Origin of the sequence: Nocardiopsis deserti (assembly GCF_008638355.1) — a bacterium.
Taxonomy (GTDB): domain Bacteria; phylum Actinomycetota; class Actinomycetes; order Streptosporangiales; family Streptosporangiaceae; genus Nocardiopsis; species Nocardiopsis alborubida.
In genome coordinates, this window is record NZ_VWVS01000001.1 from 678264 (window position 1) to 704087 (window position 25824).

Genomic DNA, 25824 nt, shown 5'->3' on the forward strand with positions numbered 1-25824 from the left:
GGGCCGCCTCAGGAATCCTGCGGGGGCGCGTCCCGGTCGGGGGTGGGGCGTCCGCCGTCGGTCTGCTGACCCCGGATGAGGCGCCTGGGGACACCGCGGCCGGAGCCCCGGCCGGGATCGCGGTCGTCGCCCCGGGTACCTCGACCGGAGCCTCGGGAACCCCGGCCGGAACCGGGGCCGCCGTCCCGGGCCCCGCGTCCACCGTCCCCGGACCGGTTCCCGTCCTCCCCGACCTGGTTCCCGTCCTCCTCGGCCCGGTGCCCGCCGTCCTGTGCGGTTCCCGACCGCTGGCGGCCGCTCTTGCGCGAGTAACCCGACTGGCTCGCGTACAGCGACTTGGAGACCCGGGAGGCGTCGCCGGTCCGGGTCATCCCCGCCATACGCCGCAGCTCCTCCATCTGCGCGCGCACCTCCGGGGGCGGAGCCGCCGCCTGTGCCCCGTACCGGGCGGCACCGGCGGGCGCCACCGGCGGCATGTGGTCGGCCAGATCCGTCCGCGCGTCCTCCAGCAGGCCCGCGGCGCCGAAGCGGTCGCCCCGGCGCATGGCCTCGCTGGCCTTCCTCTTGGCGGTCTGCGCCCGCTGTAGGACCTCCTCGGCGCGCACCTCCGGCCGGGGCACCCGCCCGTCGGCCGCGCCCTCCGCGACCACGCCGAGTTCGACGGGCAGGGACACGGTGCGGCTGGCCAGCGTGACCGGGTCGGCGTAGGTGACCTCCAGCGCGGCGACGGTGCCCGGCGCGGACAACCCGGAGACCTCCAGGCGCAGCAGCAGGCGGCGCCGCTCCCCGGAGTGGAAGTCACCCAGTTCGACCACCACGGACCCGTCCGCGAGCTGGTGGGAGGGCATCTCGCCCACCACGGAGACGGTGCGCAGGAGCGGACCGGAGGGAACCCGCAGCGACACGGCCTGAGCGGTCTTGGCCAGCAGGTACTCGGCCTCCTGGGCGATGAGGCCGCCCGCGGTGTCGGGGTCCTCGGCGAACAGGGCGCTGCCCGCGCCGCCGTCGGCCACCGCGCCGAGCAGTTCCTCGTCGTAGCCCAGACCGTATCCCAGGGTCGTGGTGGTGACCCCGTGGGAGTAGGCGTCGGCCGCCACCTGCCGGAGCAGGTCGTGGTCGGTGACGCCCTGGTTGGCGTGCCCGTCGGAGATCAGCAGCAGGGTGGCGCCCCGGTCGGCTCCGGCGCGGCGGGCCTCCTGCACCCCGCGCAGCAGTCCGCTGGACAGGTCGGTGCCCCCCGACGCGTGCAGTCCGGAGATCAGACGGCGCACCCGCGCCCTGTCCTCCAGCGGTCCGCAGGGCACCTCGACACGGGCCTGTCCGTTGAAGGACACGAGCCCGAAGTTGTCGGAGGGCGCGAGCCGCTCCACCAGCGAGAGCAGGGCGCGCACCGCGCCGTCCAGGCGTCCTCCGCCCATGGACCCGCTGCGGTCCAGCACGACCTGGAGGGTCGCGGGCGGGCGCTCGGTGTCCTCCTCGCGTTCGGGTGCGGTGATGTCGACCAGGACGGACACGGCGTCGTCGGTGTCCCGGGGGACGGCGTCGAAGTCCAACAGCGCTGAAAGGTGCATGCGGTCTCCGGAAGAGTGCTCGGGGGGCCTGGCCCTCCAGCCTAGGAAGCGGCGACGACGTTCGCGCGGTCCGGAGCGGCCGGATGGGGCCGCCTCCGAGGCGACCGTCGTCGGCACGGGTCCGGGGCGGGGCCTCAGACCCGGCGCAGACCCAGGCGGTGCAGCTCCAGCGCGGCCAGCGCCTCCACGGTTCTCCGGTCGCCGGAGTGCCAGGCGCCCGCCGGGTCCTCGTGCGTACCGGCCAGCCGGGACGGGGAAGCCGAGGTCAGGGCGCGCAGGGCCAGCAGCCGGGACCGCGCCTCGGGCGCGAGCCCGCGCAGCCGCCTGGCGGCGCTGGCGCGGCGCACCCACCGGGCGCGCACGGGCAGCCAGGTGGAGGCGAGCAGCAGCAGCGGGAGCACGGCGGTCAGCAGCGGCAGGGCCAGCGCGAGCGAGGCCACCGTCTCCTGGAAGGAGACCCCGGCGGCGGTGAGGGACCCACCGGTCTCGCTCATGTTGGTGAACGGCGCGGCCAGGGCCTCCCCTGCCAGGGGCACCTGCCGGGCCTGCTCGGCCGCGGCGTCCATGTGCTCGCTGAAGCCCTCGCCCGTGCTCACCATGAGTTCTCCGGGGCGGTTGAGGGCCATGAGGGTCTCGCGCAGCGCCAGCGCCGCGCTGACCCACGCGTACGTCCAGGCGGCGGCGAGCAGGTCGGAGGCGAACTGGAGGAACGCGCGCACGGGGTACTCGGCGTAGAGCTTCACGGGGCCTCCCGGGGGTGAGGGGTGGGCGTGGGCGGAGACCCACGGTTCCCCGTTACCCGTTCCGGGCCCCCTCACGCCGCGAACCGCGCAGCCGCGGGCGGTCCCGCACCCGTGGCCCGCTCTCCCGCGCCCCGGTACCGTCCGGGGCCGATCCGGACCGTGCGCCGTACCGAACGCTCTGCCGGGACGTCCCCGCCGGGGAGCCCGCCGCCCGCGGCACCGGTCGGGAACCCCGGATCCCGGACGGGCTCAGGTCGCGTCCGGCGCGCCCCGGAAGGTACGCCGGTAGGCGCTGGGGGACACCCCCAGTTCGGCGTGCATGTGCTGGCGCAGTGACGCGGCCGTGCCGAAACCCGCCTCGTGCGCGATCCTGTCCACCGGCAGGTCCGACTCCTCCAGCAGCTGCCGGGCCCGGTCCAGGCGCTGTCGGGCTACCCACTGGCCGGGCGAGAGCCCCACCTCGTCGCGGAACCGCCGGGTGAAGGTGCGCACGCTCACGGCCTCCTGGAGGGCCATCTCCCGCAGGCCCGGCTGGAGGTGGAGGTGTTCCAGGGCCCAGGCGCGCGCCCGCCCCGTCGCGGCCCGTTCCGGTGCGGGCACCGGATGGCGGATGTACTGGGCCTGGCCGCCGTCGCGGTGGGGCGGGACGACGGTGCTGCGCGCCACCTCGTTGGCCACGGCGGCGCCGTGGTCGACGCGGATCATGTGCAGGCCCAGGTCGATGCCCGAGGCGACCCCGGCGGCGGTCAGCACCCGCCCGTTGTCGGTGTACAGCACGTCCGGGTCCAGGTCGATGCCGGGGTACATGGCGCGGAAGTAGCCCGCGGACTTCCAGTGGGTGGTCACGCGGCACCCGTCCAGGAGCCCGGCCGCGGCGAGCACGAACGCACCGGTGCAGATCGAGGCCACGCGCGCGGTCGGCGGGATGCGCGCGACGGCCGCGGCCAGAGCCGGTGCGAGGGGGGCGTGCGGGCGTTCGCCGTAGTCCTCGTCGGCGGCGGGCAGGATCACCGTGTCGGCCTCGTCGAGGGCCTCCGGCCCGTGGGCCACGTTGATCGTGAAGTCGGTGTCGGTGCTGACCTCCCCCGGTTCCAGCGCGCAGGTGACGACCTCGTAGAGCAGCTCCCCGTCGGTGCCCCGGGCCTGGCCGAACAGGCGGTGGACGATGCCCGACTCGATGGGCAGCAGGCCGTGCCGGACGAGCACGGCCACGCGGTGGCGGCCGGACCGCGAAAAAATCCTCATGGCCCGATTCTTGCGCATGTTGGCTTTCAGGACACTGTCGGGGGAGGGGCCCGCGAAGGAAGCTGAGGCCATGGTCGAGAACCCCGCTTCCGCACAAGAGCCCGCACGCACCCCGTTCCACCGCGCGTGGCTGATCGCCCTCGTCGCGTGCCTGACCATCGTGGCCGCGGCGGCCTTCGCCGCGATGCCCGGGATCCTGACCGACCCCCTGCACACCGAGTACGGGTGGTCCCGCGGGGCGATCGGTACGGCGGCCTCGGTCAACATGCTCGTCTACGGCCTGATCGCCCCCTTCGCCGCGGCGCTGATGGACCGGTTCGGTATCCGCCGCATCGCCCTGGTGGCCCTGGGCACCGTCGTGGTGGGGGCCGGACTGACCCTTGTCATGACCACCGCCTGGCAGCTGACCCTCTACTGGGGGCTGCTCATCGGCGCGGGCACCGGGTCACTGGCGATGACGTTCGCCGCCACCGTGGCCAACAACTGGTTCGTCGAACGCCGTGGGCTGGTCATCGGCGCCCTGACCGGAGCCAGCGCCTTCGGCCAGTTGGTGTTCCTGCCCGCGCTGGCCTGGATCGTCGACAACCAGGGATGGCGTCCGGCCATCGTGACCCTGGCGCTGACGGCGGGAGTGATGATCGTCCTCATCGCCCTGGTGCTCCGAGACCACCCTGCCGACCTGGGACAGCGCCCCTACGGTTCCCCGGCCTTCGTGGAACGGCCCCGGGCGGACCGGGGCGCGGCGCGCCGGACCGTGGAGGTCCTGTTCTCCTCGGTGCGCAGCCGCCGGTTCTGGCTCCTGGGCGGAACGTTCGCGGTGTGCGGAGCGACCACCAACGGCATCATGTGGACCCATTTCGTGCCCGCCGCCCAGGAGCACGGGATGGCCGTCACGGCCGCCGCGGCGCTGGTGTCGACGATCGGCGTCTTCTCCCTGGTGGGGACGATCCTGTCCGGATGGCTCACCGACCGGGTGGACCCGCGTCTGCTCCTGGTCGTCTACTACGTGGGGCGGGGCGTGCTCCTGGCCGCGCTGCCCGCGCTGTTCGGTCCCAGCGCCGGAGCGGCGATGGTGGCCTTCGTCGTGGTGTTCGGCCTGCTCGACGTCGCGACGGTACCCCCGACCATCCTGCTGTGCCGCCGACTCTTCGGCGCCGACGGAGCCATCGTCTTCGGGTGGGTCAACGCCGTCCACCAGGTCGGGGCGGGGGCCATGGCGGTCTTCGGCGGCTTCACCCGTGACGTGGGCGGAAGCTACGGGCCGGTGTGGCTGATGGCCGCCGCCCTGTGCGGTGTCGCCGCGATGCTGGCCTTCAGGGTGCCGCGCGGCACGGACGTGTCCGACCTCGCGGACGAGGGGTCCGGAGAGGCCCGTGACGACGAGCGGGAGAGGGTGTGAGCGCGATGAGGGACACTGACATGCAGGACGGAGCCGAGGTTCCCGCGGACGCCCGCGCGGGAGTCGGCTCCGGCGCGGCCCGCGGGGCCGGGCGCCCGTCACCGCAGTTCTCCGTCGTGCTGGTGGTCCTCGCCGCCCTGGTGGCCTACGTGGGGTTCGCCGGACTGGAGCAGGGACTGCGCGCGGCGCGCGGCGAGGGCGCACCGGGCGTGTTCACTGTGACGGGCGTCACCTGCGTCCAGCACCCCGGGCACGAGTCGTGCACCTGCAACGGGACCTTCACCGGTGCGGGGGGAGGGGAACCGCGCGGGGTCTACCTGCACGCGGCCGGGCGCGACACCTGCCGGGAGGGCGCGCGGATCCCGGCTGTGGACGCCGGGGCCTCCAACCGCGTCTACGGCCCCGACGGTTCCCGGGAGTGGATCCTGTCCTCGTTCGTCCTCGCGGCGTGCCTGGCCCTGGTCGGCGGCGTCGCGGCGAACTGGGTGCGCTACCTGCGGCGGGTGGTCCGGACGAGGTGATCCGGACCGTGCCTGCCTTCGCGGACCCGCCCTCGCGCTGACCCGCGTCCGCGGCGAGGCGACGAGCCGGTCGGCATGGACCCGTCCCCGGACCCGGTCACCACCATCCGCGCGGAGCTCGCCGCGCCGGACTCACGTACCGACGAACTCCAGCGCCGCCGCGGAGCCCTCTCCCGGCAGTTCGCGGGCTGCTGACCCCGGACGCGGGCCGCCCCGGACGGAGCGCTAGGTCCGCGCCCGGGGCGGTGGGAACCGGTGCCCGTACGAGGGACGGGAGGCGTGCGGACACTGGGCACGGGCCGGGGACGGGCTGGGAGTGTCCGGCCCGCGGTTCGATCGGCGGTAACGGAGGGCGGCCGTTCCGGGAGCGGGCTCACCACGGGAGCGAGCCCCGGAGGGGGCGGGGAGGGGACCCCGTTCTCCAGTCAACCGCGTCGCGCACGGGAGGCGCCAGAGCGGGTTCGCCCTGCGGACATCCCCTGCCCGGCGCCCCCGATCCGGCGCCTCCGCCACGGCTACTCCGGGAGGCGACCGGTCCGCGCGAGGTCCCCGTACCAGCGCGCGCTCGGTTTCACCGTGCGCGCGAAGGTCTCCCGGTCCACCGCCACCAGGCCGAACGTGGGCGCCCACGACCCCCACTCGTAGTTGTCCAGCAGTGACCAGTGCAGGTACCCGCGCACGTCCACGCCGTCGGCCACGGCGCGCCCGAGACCGGCCAGGGCGTCCCGGGTGTAGGCGATCCGCTCGGCGTCGTCGGCGGTCGCGATACCGTTCTCGGTCACCAGCACCGGCACGCCGCCCGTCCGCTCGGCCGTGTGCCGGACCGCGCCCTCCAGCGCCTGGGGGTGGAACTCCCAGCCGGTGATGGTGCGGCGCACGTCCGGGGCCGGATCCACCGGACCGTCCGGACCGATCACCACCCGCGTGTAGGCCTGCACCCCCACGAAGTCGTCGTCCTTCGCGGCGTCCAGGAACTGGTCCTCACGCGTGTACGCCCACTCCGCGGCCAGATCCTCGGCACCGTCCACCGCCTGGAAGTTCTGGTTCGCGACGGTCCACCCGCTGCGCGTCCCCGCCAGGCCGGACAACTCCTCGCGGGCGGCGCGGTGCGCGGCCATGAGCGCCTCGGAGGTCTCCTGGTCCGGGGGCGGCATCGCCCCGGCCACGTTCTCCTTACGCTCACCCCCGCGGCGCATGCTCGTGATCATCGCGAGCATGTTCGGCTCGTTGATCGTGCACACCCACGGCACACCGTCCAGGATCGCCCGCACCTGCCGAACGTAGCGGCGGAACGGGTCGATCCCGTCCGGGCCGGTCCATCCGCCCGCGGCGCTGAACCACCTCGGGCACGTGAAGTGGTGCAGGGTGACCACGGGCGTCAGCCCGCGCTCGGCGCACCCCTCGATCATCCGCCGGTAGTGCGCCAGCTCCGCCAGCGAGAACCGGCCCGGCTCGGGCTCGATCCGCGCCCACTCCACACCGAACCGGTACGCGTTCAGCCCCAGGTCGCGGACGATGTCCATGTCCTCGCGCCAGCGGTGGTAGCTGTCGCAGGCGTCGCCGCTGCGTTCGGGCAGGATCGACTCCGGCGCGTTCTCCAGCGCCCAGACGTCACTGCCGGTGTTGTTGCCCTCGATCTGGTGCGCGGCGGTGGCCGCTCCCCACAGGAAGCCCTCGGTCAGCATCGGATACCCCTCTCAACCAGTGATCTCGCCGCGTGCGATCGCGGCCCGTCGCCGTTTCTCCACGTCCTCGACCAGCAGGTCGACCATCTCCGGGGTCACGCCCAGTCCGAACGTGTGCAGCGTGACCAGCGGCAGGGAGTCGGCCATGCGCAGCAGCTCCTCGGGCACCTCGGAGAGCCCGGGCAGGCCCGCGCGCAGTTCGGCCATGACCGGTCCGCCGACCGGGTGCGCGCGCCACTCGCCGACGGTGGAACGCGCGGTCAGCGGCGCGACGAACCGGTCGCCGGGGGTGCTCACCTCCCCGGTCAGCCGGATGTCGCGGGAGGACGCGCCCACCGCGACGGTGTACGTCCCACCGGCCAGAGACCACCGCTGGTGCTCGGGGTCCCACGTGGACAGGTCGCGTCCGGTCAGAGCCAGCTCGACCCGCTCGCCGTGCCCGGGCTCCAGGAACACCTTCGCGAAACCGCGCAGCTCGCGGCGCGGCCGGGTCGGGTACTCCTGCTCCACGCCCGCGTACAGCTGGGCGACCTCGGCGGCGGCCCGTTCCCCGGTGTTGGTGACGGTGAAGGCCACCCGCCAGGAGTCCTCCCCGGCGGGGGCCACCTCCAGGTCGGAGTACGTGAACTCCGTGTAGGTGAGCCCGTGCCCGAAGGGGTGGGCGACCGGCCGGTCCAGGGTGTCGAAGTACCGGTAGCCGACGAACACGCCCTCCCCGTACACCGAACTCCCGTGCCCGCCGGGAAAAGCCAGGTAGGAGGCGTGGTCACTGAGCCGCAGCGGGACGGTCTCGGTGAGCCTGCCGGACGGGGAGACCGCCCCGGTGAGGACGTCGGCGACGGCCGCGCCCCCGGCCTGTCCGAGCAGCCACCCCTCCAGGACGGCGTCGGCGTCGTGCTCCCAGTCGGCCACCGACACCACGCCCCCGTTGGACAGCACGACCACCACGCGCTCGCTGGCCTCCCGGACCCGGGCCAGCAGGGCGAGCTGGTCGGCGGGCAGGTCCAGGGCGGTGCGGTCGTAGCCCTCGGACTCGGCGGCGCCGGGCAGGCCCAGGAACACCACGGCCGTGCGGGCTTCGGAGGCGGCCGCCACCGCCTCCTCCACCAGCGCGGGATCGGCCGTGCCGTCGAGCCGGAACCCGGGCGCGAACACCACCCCGCCCGGAACGGCCGAGGTGAGCGCGTCCAGGGCGCTGTGCACCCGGGTGGGCACCACGTGCGAGGAACCGCCGCCCTGGTAGCGGGGGGTACGGGCGAACTCGCCGATGACCGCGACCGGACGGGACGGGTCCAGCGGCAGCGCGCCGCCGTCGTTCTTCAGCAGGACGAGCGCCTCGCGGGCGGCCTCGCGGGCCAGCGCGTCGTGCGCCTCGTGCTCCGGCGACCGGGAGGTGTCGGTGGACACCCGCTCCTGGAGCCGCCACAGCCGCTCCACGACCGTGTCCAGCACGGACTCGTCCAGCTCACCCCGCTCGACGGCGTCGACGACCTCCTGGTCGGTGCCACTGGGTGGCATCTCCAGGTCCAGGCCGGCGCGTACCGCCGCGACCCGGTCCACCACGGCGCCCCAGTCGGAGACCACGACCCCGTCGAACCCCCACTCGCCGCGCAGCACCTCGGTGAGCAGCCACGGGTCCTGACTGGCGTACACGCCGTTGATCCGGTTGTAGGAGCACATCACCATCGCGGGCCTGGCGGTGGTGACGACCTCCTCGAACGCCCTGAGGTAGATCTCGCGCAGGGTGCGCTCGTCCACGTCGGCGCTGACCCGCATGCGGTCGGTCTCCTGGTTGTTGGCGGCGAGGTGCTTGACGCACGCGCCCACCCCCCGGGACTGGATCCCCTCCACCAGCGCCGCGGCGATCCGCGCCGTCACGTGCGGGTCCTCGGAGACGTACTCGAAGTTGCGGCCGCACAGCGGCGACCGCTTGATGTTCATGCCGGGGCCCAGGAGCACGTCCACGCCCATGGCGGCGGCCTCGGTGCCCAGCGCCTCGCCGACCCGGCGCACGAGGGCGGGGTTCCAGGTGGCGCCCAGGCCGACGGCGGGCGGGAAACAGGTGGCGGGCAGGCTGTCGCCGATTCCCAGGTGGTCGCCCTTCTCCGACTGTTTCCGCAGGCCGTGGGGGCCGTCGGCCAGGTGCAGCGAGCGTAGTCGGGAGTCGACGGCTGTGGTGTGCCAGGTGCCGGACCCTGAGGTGGCGGAGGCCTTGGCGGCCAGGTCGGGGGTACTCATCGGGGGGCCTTTCAGGGGTGGTCGGTTGGTGCGGGTTGCTCCGGTTCGGGGTGTTCTGCCTCGGAGTGTTCCGGTCCGGTCAGCCCGAGGATCTCGGTGAAGGACACGATCGCCGCGCGCATGTCGACGGAGTCGGGGTCCAGGAGCCACTGGATCTGGAGTCCGTCCATGAGCGCCAGGAACTGCTGGGCCGCCACGGCGGGGGAGAGGCCGGGGCGGTCGGCGAGCAGCACGGTGAACGCCTCGGTGAACCGTTCGCGGAGGATGTGGTAGCGGCCGGCGAAGTACGCATGGGCGGGGTGGTCGGGGTCGGTGGCCTCGGCGGAGAGCTTGGCGTAGAGCGCCACCAGGCCGGGGGTGCCGGTGTTGCGTTCGGCGATCGCGACGAGGTTGTCGACCAGCAGCCGGGGGGTCACCCTCGGGCCCAGCACCAGCGGCGCGTTGATCTCGTCCCGCCGGCCCAGGACACGCAGGAGCATCGCCTCCTTGTTCGGGAAGTGGTGGAGCACCCCGGCGTGGGTGAGCCCCGCGTGGGTCGCGATATCGCGCAGGGAGACCGCGAGGTAGCCCGACTTGGCGAAGAGCTCGCTCGCGGAGTCGATGATGCGCTGCCGGGTTCGCTCTCCCTTGGTCATGCGCGGCTTGGCGCGCTCTGGCTCGGTCACGGGGCGGTCTCCTCGCGGGTCGTGCGTTCCGTACGCGCCTGTCGGCCGGTGGCCGGTGGCTGGTCCGAGCGTGGGCTCCGGCGATCCTCGCGCTCGGACTTCCGGGTCCTGACCTGTTGGTGTACGGTGGCCGACACAAAACCTACCACGTGGTTAGTTTGTGATCTCCCCCTCACCGAACCTCCCGGAGCGGTCTCCGCCCGGGCCTCCCCCCACGGAGCGAGCAAATGCAGAGAAGGACCCCTGTCAACACGGGAGCCGTGGCCGCAGCGGTCGTGCTCATGCTGACCGGCTGTGGCGGATCCGGGGAAACCCCCGACTCCCCGACCCTGGACATCGCGACCATGACCCTGCCCCAGAGCCTGGACCCGGCCGAGGCGATGGGCTCCGCCCTGCCCCACTTCCAGGCGGTCTACGACACCCTCGTCAAGCGCGCCCCCGACGGCACCTACGCGCCGATGCTCGCCACCGAGTGGTCCTACGACGACACCCTCACCGAACTCAGCCTCACCCTGCGCGACGACGTCTCCTTCGACGACGGCACCCCCTTCGACGGGGAGGCGGTCAAGGCCAACCTGGAGCGCTTCCGCGACGCGGGCGGCGGACAGGCCCAGACCATGGCGGACCTGGAGGAGGTCGAGGTCGTGGATGACACCCACGTCGTCCTGCACCTGGGGCAGCCCAACCCGGCGATGCTCTACTACCTCAGCGACGCCGCCGGGCTCATGGCCAACCCCGCCTCCCTCGACGGCGACACCCTCGCCACCGCACCCGACGGCACCGGTCCCTACGAGCTCGACGCCGGGCGCACCGCCGTGGGCACCACCTGGGTCTACACCCGGGCCGACGACTACTGGGGAGAGGACCTGCCCTACGACGAGGTGAGCATCAGCGTTTTCGACAACGAGACCGCCATCGTCAACGGCCTGCGCACCGGCCAGGTCAACGCCGCGCTGATCCAGACCGTCGACCAGCAGGAGGTGGCCGAGTCCGAACCGGACGTGGTCACCACCCCGCAGCACATCGACTACCAGGGCCTGATCCTGTTCGACCGCGACGGCGCCATGGTGCCCGCGCTCGGCGAGCCGGAGGTGCGCCAGGCGATCAACCACGCCATCGACCGGGAGACCATGCTCGAACAGCTCCGGGGCGGACAGGGGGAGGTCACCAGCCAGGTCTTCGGCACCGAGTCGGACGCCTACGTCCCCGAACTGGACGCCTACTACGAGTACGACCCCGACCGGGCCCGCGAACTCCTCGCCGAGGCGGGGTACCCCGACGGCTTCGAGATGACCCTGCCCCGCATGCAGGCGATCTCCTCCGACGCCATGGCCACCAGCATCCAGAGCGACCTCGAAGACGTCGGGATCGACCTCACCTGGGACGACCTCGACCAGGCCAACGCCCTGTCCAGCATCTTCACCGACCAGGGCTACCCCGGCATGGTCATGAACAACGCCCAGCCCGCCGAGGAGTGGGTGACCACCGTGGAACTCGTCCTGCCCGGGACGTTCAACCTCTTCGGCAGCACCGACGACACCGTCCAGGAGACCGTGGAGGAGCTGCGCACCGCGCCCGAGGGCGAGGGAGTCGAGGCAGCCCAGGAGCTCAACCGGCACCTGGTCGAACAGGCCTGGTTCGTCCCCTTCTACCGCATGAGGTACCTGCACGTCTCCGACGGCACCGTGGACATCCAGCCCCAGTCGGGCATGGCCGTCCCCTCCCTGTACAACTACACCCCCGCCGAGTGACCCCCGCCCCGGCGGACCCGCGTCCGCCGGGGCGGCGGGGCGCCATGGAGCCGCCATGACCTCCTTCATCCTCAGACGGGCAGCATCGGGGCTGCTGCTCCTCCTCGTCATCTCCGCCCTGTCCTACGCACTGCTGTCGCTTCCCGACGCCGACGTGGGACGTCAACTGCTCGGCCCCCACGCCGACCAGGAACTCGTGGACGTGCGCAACAGCGAGCTCGGCCTGGACCGGCCGGTGGCCGTGCGCTACCTCGACTGGCTGGCCTCCGCGCTGCGGGGGGACCTGGGAACCTCCTGGTTCACCAGCGAGGACGTCTCCCAGGCGATCGCCAACCGGCTGCCGGTCACGCTCAGCCTGATGGTCGGCGTCACGCTCGTCACCGCCGTGGTCTCCTTCGGGCTGGGAGTGTGGGCCGGTGTGCGGCGCGGCACCGTCGACCGCGTCGTGCAGGTCGTCGGCGTGGTCGGCTACGCCCTGCCAGGCTTCCTGGTCACGCTGGTGATCGTGCTGGTCTTCGCGGTCCAGCTGCGCTGGTTCCCGGCCATCGGCTACGTGCCGCTGTCCGAGTCGTTCGGTGGCTGGCTGTCCACGATCACCCTGCCGATCCTGTCCCTGTCGGTCGCCGCGATCGCCGGGGTCTCCCAGCAGGTGCGCAGCGCGGTCATCGAGGTGATGGGCCGCGACTACGTGCGCACCCTGCGCGCCCGCGGCCTGTCCACGTCGCGCGTGGTGCTTCGGCACGTGCTGCGCAACGCCGCCACCCCGGCGCTCACCGTGCTCGGCATGCAGACCGTCGGCCTGCTCGGCGGGGCCGTCCTGGTGGAGCAGATCTTCGGTCTGCCCGGCATCGGAGCGATGACCGTCCAGTACACGACCCGAGGCGACGTGCCGGTGATCATGGGTTTGGTGATGATGACGGTGATCGTGGTCGTCGTGATCAACCTGATCGTGGACATCCTCGTCGGCTGGCTCAACCCGAAAGCGAGGATCTCATGAGCGGACCCGTCGCGGCGGCGACCGCCTCGCGCAGGTCGGCGGGCACCGTGCGCCGCTTCCTCACCAATCCGCAGGCCGTGCTTTCCCTCCTGGTACTGCTGGTGATCGTGGGCCTTGTGGTGTTCGCACCCCTGGTGACTCCGCACGACCCGAACGACGCCGACCTGAGCGACGCCTTCGGCCCGTCCGGAGGCGGCCACCCGCTCGGTTTCGACTCCTCCGGGCGCGACGTGTGGACGCGGCTGCTGTACGGGGGCCGCAACACCCTGGGCGGTGCGGCCCTGGCGGTCGCCGTCGCCCTGGTGATCGGTGTTCCGACCGGCCTGGCCGCCGGATACCACGGCGGCTGGTTCGACTCCCTGGCCGGCTGGTGGACCAACCTGGTGATGGCGCTGCCCGCCATGGTCGTCCTGCTGGCCTCCCGCGCGGTCCTGGGCCCCAGCGTGTGGGTGCTGATGGTGGTGCTGGGGGTGCTCGTGGCGCCGAGCTTCTTCCGCCTGGTCCGGGGGACCGTCGCCGGGATGCGCGGCGAACTCTACGTGGACGCCGCCCGCGTCTTCGGGCTGAGCGACTCGCGGATCATCGCCCGCCACGTCCTGGTGGTGGTGCGCGCGCCGATCATCATCCAGGTCGCCCTGGTCGCGGGCATGGCCATCGGACTACAGGCCGGACTGGAGTTCCTCGGCATCGGCAGCGGCTCCCTGCCCACATGGGGAGCGATGCTCAACGAGGCGTTCACCAACGTCAACCGCGCGCCCCTGTTCATGCTGTGGCCGGGCCTGGCGCTGGGGCTGACCAGTGCGGCGCTGGTCCTGCTGGCCAGCGCGCTGCGCGACGTGCTGGAGGACCGCGGGACCGGTCCGGCGACCGGACGGAGCGTCCGTCGCGCGGCGGCCGATCCACCCGCCGTGCGGGAGGGCGCGCAGGAGCGCGCCGGCCTGCTGTCGGTCCGCGACCTGGCGGTCGCCTACACCCTGAACGACGGCACGTCCACCGAGGTCGTGCACGGCGTGGACCTGGACGTGCGCCGGGGCGAGGTCGTGGGGCTGGTCGGGCAGTCCGGTTCGGGCAAGACCCAGACCGCGTTCTCCGTGCTCGGCCTGCTGCCCCAGGGCGGGCGGGTCTCGCGCGGCAGCGTCCTCGTGGACGGGACCGAGGTGGTCGGGGCGGCGGAGCGGACCCTGCGGGGACTGCGAGGCGACACGGTCGCCTACGTTCCCCAGGAACCCATGAGCAACCTGGACCCCGCCTTCACCGTCGGTGACCACCTGACCGAACCCCTGAGGGCCAAACTCGGGTTGTCCCGCGCCCAGGCGCGTGAACGGGCACTGGACCTGCTCCGGCGGGTGGAGATCCCCGACCCCGAACGCGTCATGGCGAGCCACCCCCACCAGATCTCCGGCGGGATGGCCCAGCGCGTGCTCATCGCGGGCGCGGTCTCCTGCGACCCCGACCTGCTCATCGCCGACGAACCCACCACCGCGCTGGACGTCACCGTGCAGGCCGAGGTCCTGGCGCTGCTGCGCGGGCTCCAGTCCGAACGCGGCATGGGAATGGTGCTCGTGACCCACAACCTGGGCGTGGTCGCCGACCTGTGCGACCGGGTGGCGGTCATGCGGGAGGGGCGGATCGTGGAGATCGGCGCCACCGCCGACATCCTCACCAGTCCCCGCGACCCCTACACGCGCGAACTCCTCGACGCGGTACTCGACGACGCCCCGGCCCGCGCGCCGTGGCGCACCCGGGAGGTGGGCACACGATGACCGGTACGCGGCGGAGCGGACGGCCGCGGGCGGCGTCCGACGGTACAGGAGGGACGGGGGGACGCGTGAGGGACCCGGACGCGCTGCTCGACGTCAGCGACCTGCGGGTGTCCTTCCCCGGACGGGGGTGGCGCGCGCCCCGCGTGGAGGTCCTGCGGGGGGTGTCGCTACGGATCCGGCCCGGAGAGACCCTGGGGCTGGTGGGCGAGTCCGGTTCGGGCAAGTCCACCATCGGCCGCGCCGTCCTCGGGCTCGTCCCGGTGGCCGGGGGCACGATCACCTTCGACGGCGAACGCGTCGACGGAGCCTCCCGGGGCAGGAGGCGCGCGCTGAGCAGGGACATCCAGGTGGTGTTCCAGGACCCCTACACCTCGCTCAACCCCTCCCTGCTCATCGGCGACACCCTCGCCGAGCCGCTCCTCGCCCAGGGTGTGCCCGCCCGTGAGGCCCGGGGGACGGTCGCTGACCTCCTCGACCGGGTGGCGCTGCCCCGCGACACGGTGGACCGGCTGCCCCGGGAGTTCTCCGGAGGACAGCGCCAGCGCGTGGCGATCGCCCGGGCCCTGGCGGTCTCGCCCCGCCTGATCGTGTGCGACGAACCCGTGTCCGCACTGGACCTGACCACCCAGCGCACGGTCATGGACCTGTTGCTGGACATCCAGGAGCGCACCGGGATGGCGTACCTGTTCGTGTCGCACGACCTGTCCGTGGTGCGGGCGATGAGCCACCGGGTGGCGGTGATCCACCGCGGCGCGATCGTGGAGTCCGGTGACGCCGACACGGTCACCCGCGCGCCAGAACACCCCTACACCCAGCGGTTGCTGCTGTCAGCCCCGGTCGCGGACCCCGGCCGCCAGCGCGAGCGCCGAGCCGAGTACGAGAGGCGGTTCCATGCCGACGCATCCTGAACACCCGTCCGCCACCCCCGGCGAGGACACCGGGTCCACCGCGCGGCGGTGGGATGCCGTGCCGGGCCCGGACCCGGGCACGGACCCCGGGGGCACCCTCCTCGCGGGCGGACTCGTCCCCGCACCAATCGTCCACCCCGGCGGGCAGCCGGTACGGGTGGGCCGCGGTGGGCGGCTGACACTGGAGGGGGCGGCCCCGGAGGCGCACGACTGGTTCGCCCGGACGGCCGCGGCCCTGCACGGCCTGCGGGTGGAGCCCGTCCGCGCCGGAGCCGACGTCCGTGTCCGCGTGGACGGCGACCGGTGGGGAGCGGGGGGCGACCGGGGCGGCGCCTCGCACGGTCCGGACACGGCCCGGACCCCCGACGGGGGCTCCGCCGGGACGGAGGGGCCTGTGGCGGGACCCGTGACGGGAGTGGACCCCCGTCCCGTTCCGGGGGCGGACGAACGCCACCGGATCGGGATCGCCGAAGGGCGCGCCGAGGTCTGCGGCGCCAGCGGCGAGGCGGCCTTCCGGGCGCTGACCAGCCTGGTCCAGCTCCTGCGCGTGGACGAGCGGGGCGACGTGTGGGCCCCCTCCGGGGTCCTGGAGGACGGCCCCCGGTACGCCTGGCGGGGACTGTCCCTGGACGTGGTCCGCCACTTCCTCACCGCCGCCGAGGTCGAACGCGTCGTCGACCTCCTGGCCCTGCACAAGTTCAACGTCCTGCACCTGCACCTCACCGACAGCGAGGGGTGGCGGCTGGAGTCGCGGCGCTGGCCGCGGCTCACCCGCCCCGGCCCGGACGGCGCGCGGGAGTACTACACCCGGGAGGAGTTCGCCGACCTGGTGGAGTACGCGGCCCGGCGGCACGTCACCGTCGTTCCCGAGGTCGACCTGCCCGGCCACACGGGAGCCGCCTTCGACGCCTACCCCGAACTCCACGGCCACGTCCAACCACCGCATCCCCGTGTGCGGTTCCTGCACCCGGACGTGGAGGCGGCGCGCACCTTCGCCCGGGACGTCGTCGAGGAGTTCGCCGAACTCACGCCGGGGCCGTTCCTGCACTTCGGCGGTGACGAGCCCTTCGGTATGGGCCACGACGACTACGTCGCGTTCGTCCGCCACACCCACGCGTGCGTGCGGGCGGCGGGAAAACGGGTCGTCGGCTGGCAGGAGACCGCGCGCGCGGAGGCGCTGACCGGCGACGACGTCCTCCAGTACTGGATCGGCGCCCCGGACGAGTTCGATCCAGAGGTCATCAAAACCGCGGTGCCGGAGGAGTTCCACCCCCTGGTGTACCGGGCCGCGGAGACCTTCCGGATCTCCCCCGGCGACGTTCCTGCGGCGGCGGGGGCGGGCGTGCCGGTACTGCTCTCCCCGAACTCGCTGGTCTACCTGGACCGCCCCTACGCCGACGCCGCCGGACCCGACCAGGAGGCCGAGCGCCTCAGGCTCGGGCTGCCCTCCTACGAGCCGGTGACGGTCGCCGGGGCCTTCGACTGGGAGCCCGGCGAGACCGCCCGGTCGCTGGCCCCGGGGGTCGCCGTCGCCGGAGTGGAGGCGGCCGTGTGGGGCGAGACCCTCACCGGGTTCGACGACCTCGCGTTCCTGCTGCTGCCGCGTCTGGCCGGAGTGGCCGAGAAGGCGTGGTCGCACGTCCCCGTCCCCTGGGAGGAGCACGCCGCCCGCTTGGAGGGGTACGGCCGGTTCTGGTCCGCTCTGGGGTTCGGGGCCCGTTTCCGTCCGGCGGGAGGACCCGGGTAGGCGTGGAGGGGTTGGGTAGGCGTGGAGGGGTCGGCCGCCCGGGAGCCCCGGACCGGGCGGCCGACCCCCGCGCTCAGCGCCTCCAGACCCCGGAGGCCCCGGCCCGGCGGACGTACCCGGTGAAGTCCGAGGCCGGGCGGCCCAGCGCCTTCTCCACCCCGTCGGCGGGCTCGGCGTTGCGGCCGTCCAGGATCTCGCCGAACAGCTCGGTCAGACCGTGGGCCACCTCCGCGGGCAGCCCCGCGGCGACCGCCCCGGCGACGAACTCCTCCGGTGAGACCTGGCGGCAGGCGACGGGATACCCGGCGGCCTCGCCGATCAGGCGGGTGGCCTCGGTGAACGTCAGGGACCGGGGGCCGGTCAGCTCGTACAGCTCACCGCCGTGCCCGTCCCCCGTCAGCGCCCGGGCCGCGATCTCGGCGACGTCGTCGAGGTCGACGAACGGTTCGGACACGTCCGGCACGGGCAGGGCCACGGTGCCCTCCAGGACCGGCCCGAGCAGGAAGCTCTCGGAGAAGTCCTGCGCGAAGACCGAGCAGCGCAGCACGGTCAGGCCGGGGAACACGGCGCGCACGGCGTGTTCCGCGCTCTCGGCCCCCTCCTCGCCGCGGCCGGACAGCAGCACCGCGCGCCGTACGCCGCTTCGGGCGGCGCGGGAGGCGAACGCGGCGACGGTCTCGCTGGCCCCGGGGAAGGCCAGGTCGGGGTGGTAGCACAGGTAGACGGAGGTGGCCCCCTCCAGGACGGCGTCCCAGGTGGCGGGTTCGTGCCAGTCGAAGCGGGGTTCGCCGGAGCGGGAGCCGACCCGGACGTCGGCGCCGCGCTCACGCAGCAGGCGGGTGACGCGGCGGCCGGTCATGCCGGTGCCGCCGGTGACGAGGACGTGTTCTGTGGTCATGTCCCCAGTCCACCAGCCCGGGTTCGGACGGAACATAGTCAGAAAGCTGGTGTGCATAAGCGTTCGTCTGAATCCGGTGTGGTTCCCGCCGTTCCCGGGCTCCACCCCGTCCCCCGCTCCGTCCCCCCTCCTTCCCCGGCCCGCGCCCCGGAACGGTCCGGAGGGCTCCGGAGCCGACCTGACCGGGCGGGCGGTCGGCGCCGTTCCGGACGGCACCCCGCGTGTCCGGCGGGAGGCCGCCGCCCTCCCGTGCGCGTCACTAGGGTGAGGCCATGGACCCCCTCGTGCACCTCCTGGACGGGCCACGCGCGCGCGGCGCCTTCACCCTGCGCACCGTCATGAGCCCGCCCTGGGGCATCGACATCCGTGACGAGGCCGCCCTCACCCTGGTCGTGGTCACCTCCGGACACGCCTGGGTGGCGGCGTGCGGGGAGGAGGTCGAGGCCGGTCCCGGCGACCTGGTGCTCGTGCGCGGCCCGGAGCCCTACGTGATCGCCGACAGCCCCGGCCGGGAGCCCACCGTCACCGCCCTGCCGGGTGGACGGTGCGTGGCCCGCGACGGTGCGGAGGTCCACGTGTCCATGAGCCACGGTGTCGGCACCTGGGGAAACGACCCCGACGGCACCGACACCATGGTCGTGGGCGCCTACCTGGACGACAGCGAGGTCGGCCGCCTCGCCCTGGCCGCGCTGCCGTCGTTGGCGGTGCTCCCCGGGGGCCGGGTCGACCCCGCGCTGGTGGAGCTGCTCGCCCGCGAGATCACCACCGGCCACGTCGCCCAGACCAGCCTCAACGACCGGCTCCTGGACTGCCTGCTGGTGATGGCGGTGCGCGCCTGGCTGGAGGACAACCCCGACAGCGCGCCCAACTGGCTCACCGCCCGCAGCGACCCCGTCGTCGCGCGGGCGCTGGAGCTGGTCCACGAGCGCGTCGCAGAGCCCTGGACCCTGGAGGCCCTGGCGGGGGAGTGCGCGGTCTCCCGCGCCACTCTGGCCGCGCGCTTCCAGCGGGCCGTGGGCACCCCGCCGATGACCTACCTGCGCACTTGGCGGCTGACGGTGGCCTGCGACCTGCTCACCGCCCGCCCGGGGCTGGGCCTGGAGGCCGTGGCCGCCCGGGTGGGCTACGGGAGCGCGTTCGCGTTCAGCTCCGCGTTCAAGAACCACACGGGCGCGAGCCCGTCCGCGTACCGGGCCGCGCGTGCCGAACGCGTGCCGCACGAGGCCTGACGCCGCCTCCGAGCCCCTTCGGCTGGGTTCGTGTACACAGGACCAGGAGGCCAGGACCAGGAGGCTGGGACCCGGAGACCAGGGCACGGGAGAAGGGAACACGATGAACGACAGGACCCAGGCGTTCGACCAGCTCAGCGAGGGCTACCGCCGTTTCCGGCCGGGGTACCCCCGGCCCCTGCTCGACCGGCTGCGCGCCCACGTCCTCGCCGGTGCGCGGAGTTCCTGGCCCGAACCCTGGCTCCTGCTCGACGTCGGCGCGGGAACGGGCATCTCCACCCGCGCCCTGCGCCACGTCTTCGGCCCGGGCCCCCGTGTGGTCGGCGTCGAGCCGGGGCACTCCATGCGCGCCACCGCCGCCGAGGAGCCCGACGGGGTCGAGTACGTGGACGGCCGCGCCGAGGGGGTCCCCCTCCCCGACGCGTCGGCCTCCCTTGTGCTGGCCGCGCAGGCCGTCCACTGGTTCGACCGGCCCGCCTTCTACGCCGAGGCCGCGCGCCTGCTCCTGCCCGGAGGCACCGTCGCCGTCCTCAACAACGACCGCGACTGGACCGCCAGCGCGTTCGTCGACGCCCACGAGAGCCTGATGGAGGAGTACGGCGACGACTACCGGCGCGACTACCGCGCCTACGACACCGCCGCCGAGACGGAGGCCCAGGACGGCCTCGTCGACACCACCGAGTCCACCGCCGCATGGACGCGCGAACTCGACACCGACGGCTTCGTCGGGAGCGCGCTCTCCTCCAGCAGGATGGCCGCCGTGGTCCGCAACATCGGCGAGGAGCGCACTCGGGAGGCCCTCACCGCGCTCGTCGCCGCGCACTTCCCCGACGGGAACGTGCGCGTCCCCTACGTCACGCGGCTCTATCTGGCCCGCCGGACGTCGTAGCCGCGCTCTGCCGTCCGCCCGGCCGCGGGGCCCGGCGCGCGGCCGCTCCGGTCCGCGCACGCTGGTTCTGCCTTCCTCGGTTCCGCGTCCGGTCAGTCGAGCCGCTTCTTGAAACCGACGTGGGAGGCGGTGTATCCCAGCCGCTCGTAGAAGCGGTGCGTGTCCCCGCGCGAGGCGTCCGATGTCAGCTGGAGCATGGCGGCTCCCCTACGGCGGGCCTCCTCCTCGGCCCAGGCCAGCAGGTCGGTGCCCAGGCCGCCGCCGCGCTCGCCCGAGTGCACCCGCACCGCCTCCACCTGGGCGCGGGTGGCGCCACGGTGGGACAGGCCCGGGAGGAGCGTCAGCTGGAGGGTTCCCACCACCCGGCCGCCGCGGCGGGCCACCGCCAGGAACTGGTGCGGGTCGGCGACGATCACCCGGAAGGCCGCCAGGTAGGGGGTCAGGTCCGCGGGGTCCTCGCGCCGGGCGCCCAGCGCGTCGTCGGCGAGCATGGCGACGATCGCCGCCACGTCCTCGGCGCGGGCCCGGTCGATGGTGACGCCGTCGTTCAAGGGTGCTCCGTACGTTGTCGTGCGGTCCGGCAGCGCCGGACTCGGTCGATGGGTCTTGGTTCTGAGCGGTTCCGAAGGAGCGGGGGGCCGGCCGCGCGGAGTGCTCCCTCGCGGACGGGGTCGGCCCCGACCCGGGGCGGGGGACGGGGCCTAAAGTCTGTTTTTTGAACCGGCCTCAGCTTGTGGGGGGGTTCGGGCGCCCACGGGGTTCTGGAGGTGGTGGAGGCGGGTTCGTGAGGAACGGGCGAACCCGCCGGAGACACCGAAGGTTCCCGTGCTTCGGGCGCCCGAACACGGGCCGAAGCGAAGCGGAGGTCCCAAAAAACACTGTCTAGGGGAGCAGCAGCGCGGCCACGGCTTCGAGGTCCGCCACCACGGTGGTCGCGTGGTCGAGGTCGTCGGGGCCGGTCGTGGAGGCCACGGCCACCACGGGCATGCCCGCGTCCAGCCCGGAGCGGACGCCGCTCACGGAGTCCTCCACCACCACGCACCGCCCGGGGGCGACCCCCATGCGCTCGGCGCCCAGCAGGTACGGAGCCGGATGGGGCTTGCCCTCGACCACCTGGTCGGCGGTCACCAGTACGCGGGGGAGGGGCAGCCCGGCCGTCGCGATCCGCGAACGCGCGATCAGGTCGCTCCCGGACGTGACGATCGCCCAGGGGCGCCCGTGCGCGTCGAGTGCGGTCAGGAGTTCGCGCGCGCCGGGCACGACCCGGACGCCGTCCCCGGCGGCGGCCTCGTGGGCCTCGATCCGGGGTGCCTCGGTCAGCGGGTCCAGGTGCGGGGCGAAGAGGCGGACCAGGTCCACGTCGGTCCGCCCGTGGTGGTCTTCGAGCACCGCGCCGACGTCCAGACCGCGTTCCACGGCCCACGCGGTCAGTCCCGCGCGGATGCTCGCGGTGGAGTCCACCAGCACGCCGTCCAGGTCGAACAGCACGGTCGCCTCGTCGTAGCCGCCCACGTCACTCCCTCGTCGGGTCCTCGTTCGGCACTCCAGAGTGCCATCCGCGACCGCGGGGCCGTCGGCGGCGGTATCCCCGCCGGACCGTCGGGAGCGGAGTCCGAGGAGCCCGGAACGGTATCCGGCGACCTTCCGCCCCTCCGGCGGGGACGTGTCCGGCAGCAGGTGTGTCACCACAGGAATGTCAATTACAGTTGACCCATGGACGCCGAACAGCTGACCGCCCTCGCCCGCACCACCGGAGCCGACGACCCGCTGGTGGGTCTGGACGCCACCGTCCGGCTGCGCAGGGAGATGGAGCGGGTCGAGGCCGTCCTCGTCCGCCGCGCCCGCAACCGGGGCTCCACCTGGGCCGAGATCGCCGAGGTGCTCGGCGTGTCCAAACAGGCCATCCACAAGAAGTACGGCGGCCGGGGGCTCTTCGGCGCACAGAAGTAGGAGCGCGTCACCGGTCCGGGACCGGACCGACGCCACCGGTCGGCACAGCGCCACCGGTCGGCGCAGCGCCGCCGCGAACCGCTCCCTCCGGTCGCCGACGCCCTCCGCGCCGCCGAACCGCACCGCGTCCACGCCCGGCTCATCGGTGTGAACGCCCAGTTCGACGAGGGTTCTCGGGGACATCTGCGTGGACTCGTCGGGCAGGACCACCCGGAGGGGAGCCCCCGTGATCGGTTCGGGCAGCTCGCTCATGGAACGACGGCAGACCGTGCCACCGGTGTGAGGGCAGAGGAGGGCTCCGGTGCACCCGTCCCCGCCGGAACGCCTACCGGGGCGAGGGCAGGGACACCTCGACGAACACCGCCCTGTGGTCGGTGCCGGTCACCTCCACGACCTCCAGGTGGTCGACGCCCATCCGGGGGTGCACCAGGACGTGGTCGATGGCGACGCCCGGGACGGCGCGCCCCACCGGCCACGTGGGCTCCAGCCCCTCGCCCAGGACCGCGGCGGAACTCAGGTACCCGGCGTCCAGGACCTCGCGCATCGCCGCGTGGTCGAGCGTGGCGTTGAAGTCCCCGGCCAGGACCCGCATCCTGTCCGGGTCGTCCACCTCGGCCAGGCCCTCCAGCTCCTCGCGCCAGGATCCGGTGTACGCGGGGGTCAGCGGCGGCGGGACGTGCACCGACGTCACCTCCAGGACGTCCTTCTCCCCGTCCCCGTCGCCGTCCTCGGGCAGCCTCACGACGGCGGTCGGCATCGCGAAGGTGTCGTGGCCCGCATCCCCGCCACCGGTGTCGGTGAGGGGGAGGGCCGAGTGGACGGTGCTTCCGTGCACGCCCCTGGGGTCGGAGCGGTCGACCGTGTGCGGCAGGAGGCCGTCCAGTCCGGCGGCGGACAGCTCGCGCACCAGGCCGGGGGTGACCTCCTGGAGGGTGAGCACGTCCACCTCCCGGTCGCGCACCAGCGACACCACCTCCGCCACGTCGGCGCCGCCACCGAGCATGTTCAGGGTCATGACCCGCACGACCGGACCGCCCGCCGAGGTCACGCCGAACGGCACCGCGCGGGGCACGACCGCGGCGGCCAGCGCCAGCGTCACCGCGGTCAGGACCGCCATGGACCTCCAGCGCCGCAGCAGTCCGGCCACCGCCGCCGCCAGCGGTGCGGCGGCCAGCATGTAGGGGGTGAAGGCCAGGGCGGGCACCAGGGGCCATCCCCGTTCCAGGCCGAGGACCCGCAGCAGGGCGAACACCGCGAGCCCCGTGGCGGCCAGCGCGACCACGACGGTGACCGCGGGGGAGCGGCGCCGGGACACGAAGACCCCGCCATCCGCCGGTTCCGTACCGCTTCCCAGTGCCCGTACCCGTTCCATCGCCGTCCTCCCGCCCGGAGCGGGCGCCGTCGCCCGCCGTTCAGGGGTAGGACCACACCACCGCGACGGAGGTTCGGGGCAACGGCGCCGCCGCCCCTCCGGGCCCCCTCAGCAGGCGCGGGCGGCCGACACCAGGTGCTGGTACACCTCCTCCAGGCGCGGGTTGTCCGCCACCCCCGGGCGCCGCACCAGGTACAGCGTGGTGACCGGCGGCTCCTCCGGGTCCAGCAGCGCCACCAGGCGCCCCTCGGCCAGCGCCTCCCGGCACAGGTGGCGGGGCAGCACCGTCACCCCCGCCCCCGCGGTGACGGCCGACATCACCCCGCGCAGGTCGGGCACGGTGACCGCGGGGGCACACGTCAGCCGCACCCCGAACACGTGCCGCCAGTAGCGGCGCAGGCCCGGCAGTTCGTCGTCGTAGGCCACCAGCGGGACCGCGCACAGCGCGGAGGCGCCCTGGCGGTGGAGCCGGTCGCGACCGATCCGGTCCGCCCACGACGGCGACGCCACCAGCACGAACTCCTCGTCCACGAGGGGTTCGGCGACCAGGGTCCGCCCGCGCGGGCGCACCGCGGACACCACCAGGTCGTGCCTGTCCCGGCGCAGCTCCTCCAGCAGCTCCTCGGCCGGACCGGTGCGCACGCGCAGCCGTACGCCGCCCTCCACCAGGGGAGCGAGCGCGGGCAGGACCAGCGCGTGCAGCGCCTCGGCGGGGCCCGCCACGCGCAGCGGCGCGTGCGACGCGGACGCGCCGCCCCCGTCGCGCCCGGCCACCACCTCCAGCGCGTCCAGGGGCTCGGCCACGCGCGCGGCCAGGTCGTTGGCCTCGGCGGTCGGGGCCACCCCGCGGGGCAGCCGCTCGAAAAGGGGGTGTCCGAGCCGACGCTCCAGGGAACGGATCTGGGTGGTGACCGTGGGCTGCGACAGCCGCAGCAGCTGCGCGGCGGCGGTGAAGGACCCCGACCGGTGTACCGCCAGGAAGGTCCTCAACTGCTGTAGGTCGAGCGGTCCGCCGGACCGCGGGTCGGCCGCCGTGCCCGAACCATTGACATTCCTATAGCTCACTTCGCCGATTTTATTGGTGAGTGAATGGCTGTTCGGACTAGTGTCTGTTCGGTCCGCGGGTCACCGCGTCAACACCCAGCGAAGTCACGGAGGTCGCGTCATGTCCGTCACCAGCAGGGAGGTCCACTTGGTGGCCCGTCCCGTCGGCGAGCCCGAGCCCACCGACTTCTCCCTCGTGGAGACCACCGTCGCCGACCCCGGACCCGGACAGGTCCTGGTACGCAACGACTGGATGTCCGTGGACCCGTACATGCGGGGCCGCATGAACGACGTCAAGTCCTACGTCCCCCCGTTCCGGCTCGGTGAGCCGATGGACGGCGGCGCGGTGGGCGTGGTCACCGCCTCGGGCAGCGACGACGTCCCCGTGGGCACCACCGTCCTGCACGCGGCCGGATGGCGCGAGTACGCGCTGCTGCCCGCGGAGTCCGTGCGCGCGGTGGACGCCTCGCTGGCGCCCGTCGAGGCCTACCTCGGCGTACTGGGCATGATCGGCCTCACCGCCTACGCGGGCCTGACCGAGATCGCCCCGGTGCGCGAGGGAGACGTGGTGTTCGTCTCCGGCGCCGCGGGCGCGGTCGGATCCGCCGCCGGCCAGATCGCCCGCCAGCTGGGCGCGTCCCGGGTGGTCGGGTCCGCGGGCGGCCCGGAGAAGAAGCGCCGCCTCCTGGAGGACTTCGGCTTCGACGCCGCCATCGACTACCGCGAGGGCCGTCTGGAGGAGCAGCTCGCCGAGGCCGCGCCCGAGGGGATCGACGTCTACTTCGACAACGTCGGCGGAGACCACCTGAGGGCCGCCATCGCCGCGATGCGCAACCACGGCCGGATCGCCCTGTGCGGCGCGATCTCCCAGTACAACGCCACCGAGCCCGCGCCCGGTCCCGACAACCTCTTCCTGGCCGTCGGCAAGCGCCTCACCCTGCGCGGGTTCATCGCCGGAGACCACGGCCACCTGATGAAGGAGTACGCCGAGCGCGCCTCCGAGTGGATCGTCGACGGCAGGCTGCGCAGCGAGCAGACCGTCGTCGACGGCATCGACAACGCCGTGCGGGCCTTCCTCGGCATGATGCAGGGCGCCAACACCGGCAAGATGCTGGTCCACCTCACACCCTGAACCGCTTGCCTGGAGTGCACTCCAGGTCGCCACCATGGGGAGCACCCCACGAAGACCGACGAGTCCGCCACGACGGA

Annotated in this window: 22 protein-coding genes; 11 read left to right on the forward strand and 11 right to left on the reverse strand. The window is 73.6% G+C overall.

Features of this window, described 5'->3' with window-relative positions; translation table 11 throughout:
* Nucleotides 1–8: 8 nt before the first annotated feature.
* The 3 genes from FYW99_RS12675 to FYW99_RS12685 form a co-directional block, all read right to left on the reverse strand.
* Complete coding sequence (locus FYW99_RS12675) at nucleotides 9–1571, reverse strand: vWA domain-containing protein (protein ID WP_150252190.1); 1563 nt, start codon at nucleotides 1569–1571, stop codon at nucleotides 9–11.
* Nucleotides 1572–1705: 134 nt separating this feature from the next.
* Entirely contained in the window at nucleotides 1706–2314 is a 609-nt protein-coding gene (locus FYW99_RS12680; RefSeq protein WP_150252191.1) for a hypothetical protein, read from the reverse strand.
* A 249-nt stretch (nucleotides 2315–2563) separates the two neighbouring features.
* The gene (locus FYW99_RS12685; protein WP_150252192.1) at nucleotides 2564–3559 is read right to left on the reverse strand and encodes a GlxA family transcriptional regulator; all 996 of its coding nucleotides are present in this window, start codon (nucleotides 3557–3559) and stop codon (nucleotides 2564–2566) included.
* Between the two features lie 70 nt (nucleotides 3560–3629).
* On the opposite strand from FYW99_RS12685, the gene FYW99_RS12690 reads away from it, so the two are divergent.
* Nucleotides 3630–4958 (forward strand): MFS transporter, encoded by a 1329-nt coding sequence (locus FYW99_RS12690; RefSeq protein WP_150252193.1) that lies wholly within the window; start codon nucleotides 3630–3632, stop codon nucleotides 4956–4958.
* Between the two features lie 5 nt (nucleotides 4959–4963).
* Nucleotides 4964–5479 carry a hypothetical protein gene (locus tag FYW99_RS12695; RefSeq protein ID WP_150252194.1) on the forward strand — a complete coding sequence of 172 codons (516 nt, stop codon included), beginning with the start codon at nucleotides 4964–4966 and terminating at the stop codon, nucleotides 5477–5479.
* A gap of 515 nt (nucleotides 5480–5994) precedes the next feature.
* Here FYW99_RS12695 and FYW99_RS12705 read toward each other — a convergent pair.
* From FYW99_RS12705 to FYW99_RS12715, 3 genes are read right to left on the reverse strand one after another with little or no spacing between them, the layout of a single operon-like run.
* Nucleotides 5995–7164, reverse strand: coding sequence for a glycoside hydrolase family 1 protein (locus FYW99_RS12705; protein WP_150252195.1), 1170 nt, complete (start codon nucleotides 7162–7164; stop codon nucleotides 5995–5997).
* A 12-nt stretch (nucleotides 7165–7176) separates the two neighbouring features.
* Nucleotides 7177–9402 (reverse strand): glycoside hydrolase family 3 C-terminal domain-containing protein, encoded by a 2226-nt coding sequence (locus FYW99_RS12710; RefSeq protein ID WP_150252196.1) that lies wholly within the window; start codon nucleotides 9400–9402, stop codon nucleotides 7177–7179.
* Nucleotides 9403–9413: 11 nt separating this feature from the next.
* Entirely contained in the window at nucleotides 9414–10067 is a 654-nt protein-coding gene (locus tag FYW99_RS12715) for a TetR/AcrR family transcriptional regulator (RefSeq protein ID WP_150252197.1), read from the reverse strand.
* A gap of 227 nt (nucleotides 10068–10294) precedes the next feature.
* Here FYW99_RS12715 and FYW99_RS12720 point away from each other — a divergent pair, with 227 nt between their 5' ends.
* The 5 genes from FYW99_RS12720 (at nucleotide 10295) to FYW99_RS12740 (ending at nucleotide 17233) form a co-directional block, all read left to right on the forward strand.
* A complete protein-coding gene (locus FYW99_RS12720) occupies nucleotides 10295–11818 on the forward strand; it encodes an ABC transporter substrate-binding protein (RefSeq protein WP_150252198.1) in 1524 nt (507 codons plus the stop codon).
* A 55-nt stretch (nucleotides 11819–11873) separates the two neighbouring features.
* Nucleotides 11874–12815: an ABC transporter permease gene (locus FYW99_RS12725; RefSeq protein ID WP_150252199.1), complete on the forward strand. Its 942-nt coding sequence runs from the start codon at nucleotides 11874–11876 to the stop codon at nucleotides 12813–12815.
* A complete protein-coding gene (locus FYW99_RS12730) occupies nucleotides 12812–14578 on the forward strand; it encodes a dipeptide/oligopeptide/nickel ABC transporter permease/ATP-binding protein (protein WP_150252200.1) in 1767 nt (588 codons plus the stop codon). Before FYW99_RS12725 ends, FYW99_RS12730 begins: the two co-directional genes overlap by 4 nt.
* Before the next feature lie 65 nt (nucleotides 14579–14643).
* Complete coding sequence (locus tag FYW99_RS12735; RefSeq protein ID WP_317846991.1) at nucleotides 14644–15486, forward strand: ATP-binding cassette domain-containing protein; 843 nt, start codon at nucleotides 14644–14646, stop codon at nucleotides 15484–15486.
* On the forward strand, nucleotides 15470–17233 hold the full coding sequence (locus tag FYW99_RS12740; RefSeq protein WP_150252202.1) for a family 20 glycosylhydrolase: 1764 nt from the start codon (nucleotides 15470–15472) through the stop codon (nucleotides 17231–17233). Before FYW99_RS12735 ends, FYW99_RS12740 begins: the two co-directional genes overlap by 17 nt.
* Before the next feature lie 73 nt (nucleotides 17234–17306).
* On the opposite strand, the gene FYW99_RS12745 is transcribed toward FYW99_RS12740, so the two are convergent.
* Nucleotides 17307–18131, reverse strand: coding sequence for an NAD-dependent epimerase/dehydratase family protein (locus FYW99_RS12745; RefSeq protein ID WP_150252203.1), 825 nt, complete (start codon nucleotides 18129–18131; stop codon nucleotides 17307–17309).
* A gap of 272 nt (nucleotides 18132–18403) precedes the next feature.
* Here FYW99_RS12745 and FYW99_RS12750 point away from each other — a divergent pair, with 272 nt between their 5' ends.
* Entirely contained in the window at nucleotides 18404–19360 is a 957-nt protein-coding gene (locus FYW99_RS12750) for an AraC family transcriptional regulator (protein WP_150252204.1), read from the forward strand.
* 103 nt (nucleotides 19361–19463) lie between these two features.
* Nucleotides 19464–20249: a class I SAM-dependent methyltransferase gene (locus FYW99_RS12755; protein ID WP_150252205.1), complete on the forward strand. Its 786-nt coding sequence runs from the start codon at nucleotides 19464–19466 to the stop codon at nucleotides 20247–20249.
* Between the two features lie 92 nt (nucleotides 20250–20341).
* Here the strand turns inward: FYW99_RS12755 and FYW99_RS12760 are convergent, their stop codons facing one another.
* Complete coding sequence (locus tag FYW99_RS12760; protein WP_150252206.1) at nucleotides 20342–20800, reverse strand: GNAT family N-acetyltransferase; 459 nt, start codon at nucleotides 20798–20800, stop codon at nucleotides 20342–20344.
* Nucleotides 20801–21131: 331 nt separating this feature from the next.
* Entirely contained in the window at nucleotides 21132–21761 is a 630-nt protein-coding gene (locus tag FYW99_RS12765) for an HAD-IA family hydrolase (RefSeq protein WP_150252207.1), read from the reverse strand.
* Between the two features lie 201 nt (nucleotides 21762–21962).
* Between FYW99_RS12765 and FYW99_RS12770 the strand changes: the two genes are divergently transcribed.
* Nucleotides 21963–22199, forward strand: coding sequence for a hypothetical protein (locus FYW99_RS12770; RefSeq protein ID WP_061082061.1), 237 nt, complete (start codon nucleotides 21963–21965; stop codon nucleotides 22197–22199).
* A gap of 325 nt (nucleotides 22200–22524) precedes the next feature.
* Here the strand turns inward: FYW99_RS12770 and FYW99_RS12775 are convergent, their stop codons facing one another.
* Both FYW99_RS12775 and FYW99_RS12780 read right to left on the reverse strand, forming a co-directional pair.
* Entirely contained in the window at nucleotides 22525–23571 is a 1047-nt protein-coding gene (locus tag FYW99_RS12775; RefSeq protein WP_150252208.1) for an endonuclease/exonuclease/phosphatase family protein, read from the reverse strand.
* 108 nt (nucleotides 23572–23679) lie between these two features.
* Nucleotides 23680–24636 carry a LysR family transcriptional regulator gene (locus FYW99_RS12780; protein ID WP_263364060.1) on the reverse strand — a complete coding sequence of 319 codons (957 nt, stop codon included), beginning with the start codon at nucleotides 24634–24636 and terminating at the stop codon, nucleotides 23680–23682.
* A gap of 100 nt (nucleotides 24637–24736) precedes the next feature.
* Between FYW99_RS12780 and FYW99_RS12785 the strand changes: the two genes are divergently transcribed.
* Entirely contained in the window at nucleotides 24737–25747 is a 1011-nt protein-coding gene (locus tag FYW99_RS12785; RefSeq protein ID WP_150252209.1) for an NADP-dependent oxidoreductase, read from the forward strand.
* The last annotated feature ends 77 nt before the right edge of the window (nucleotides 25748–25824 follow it).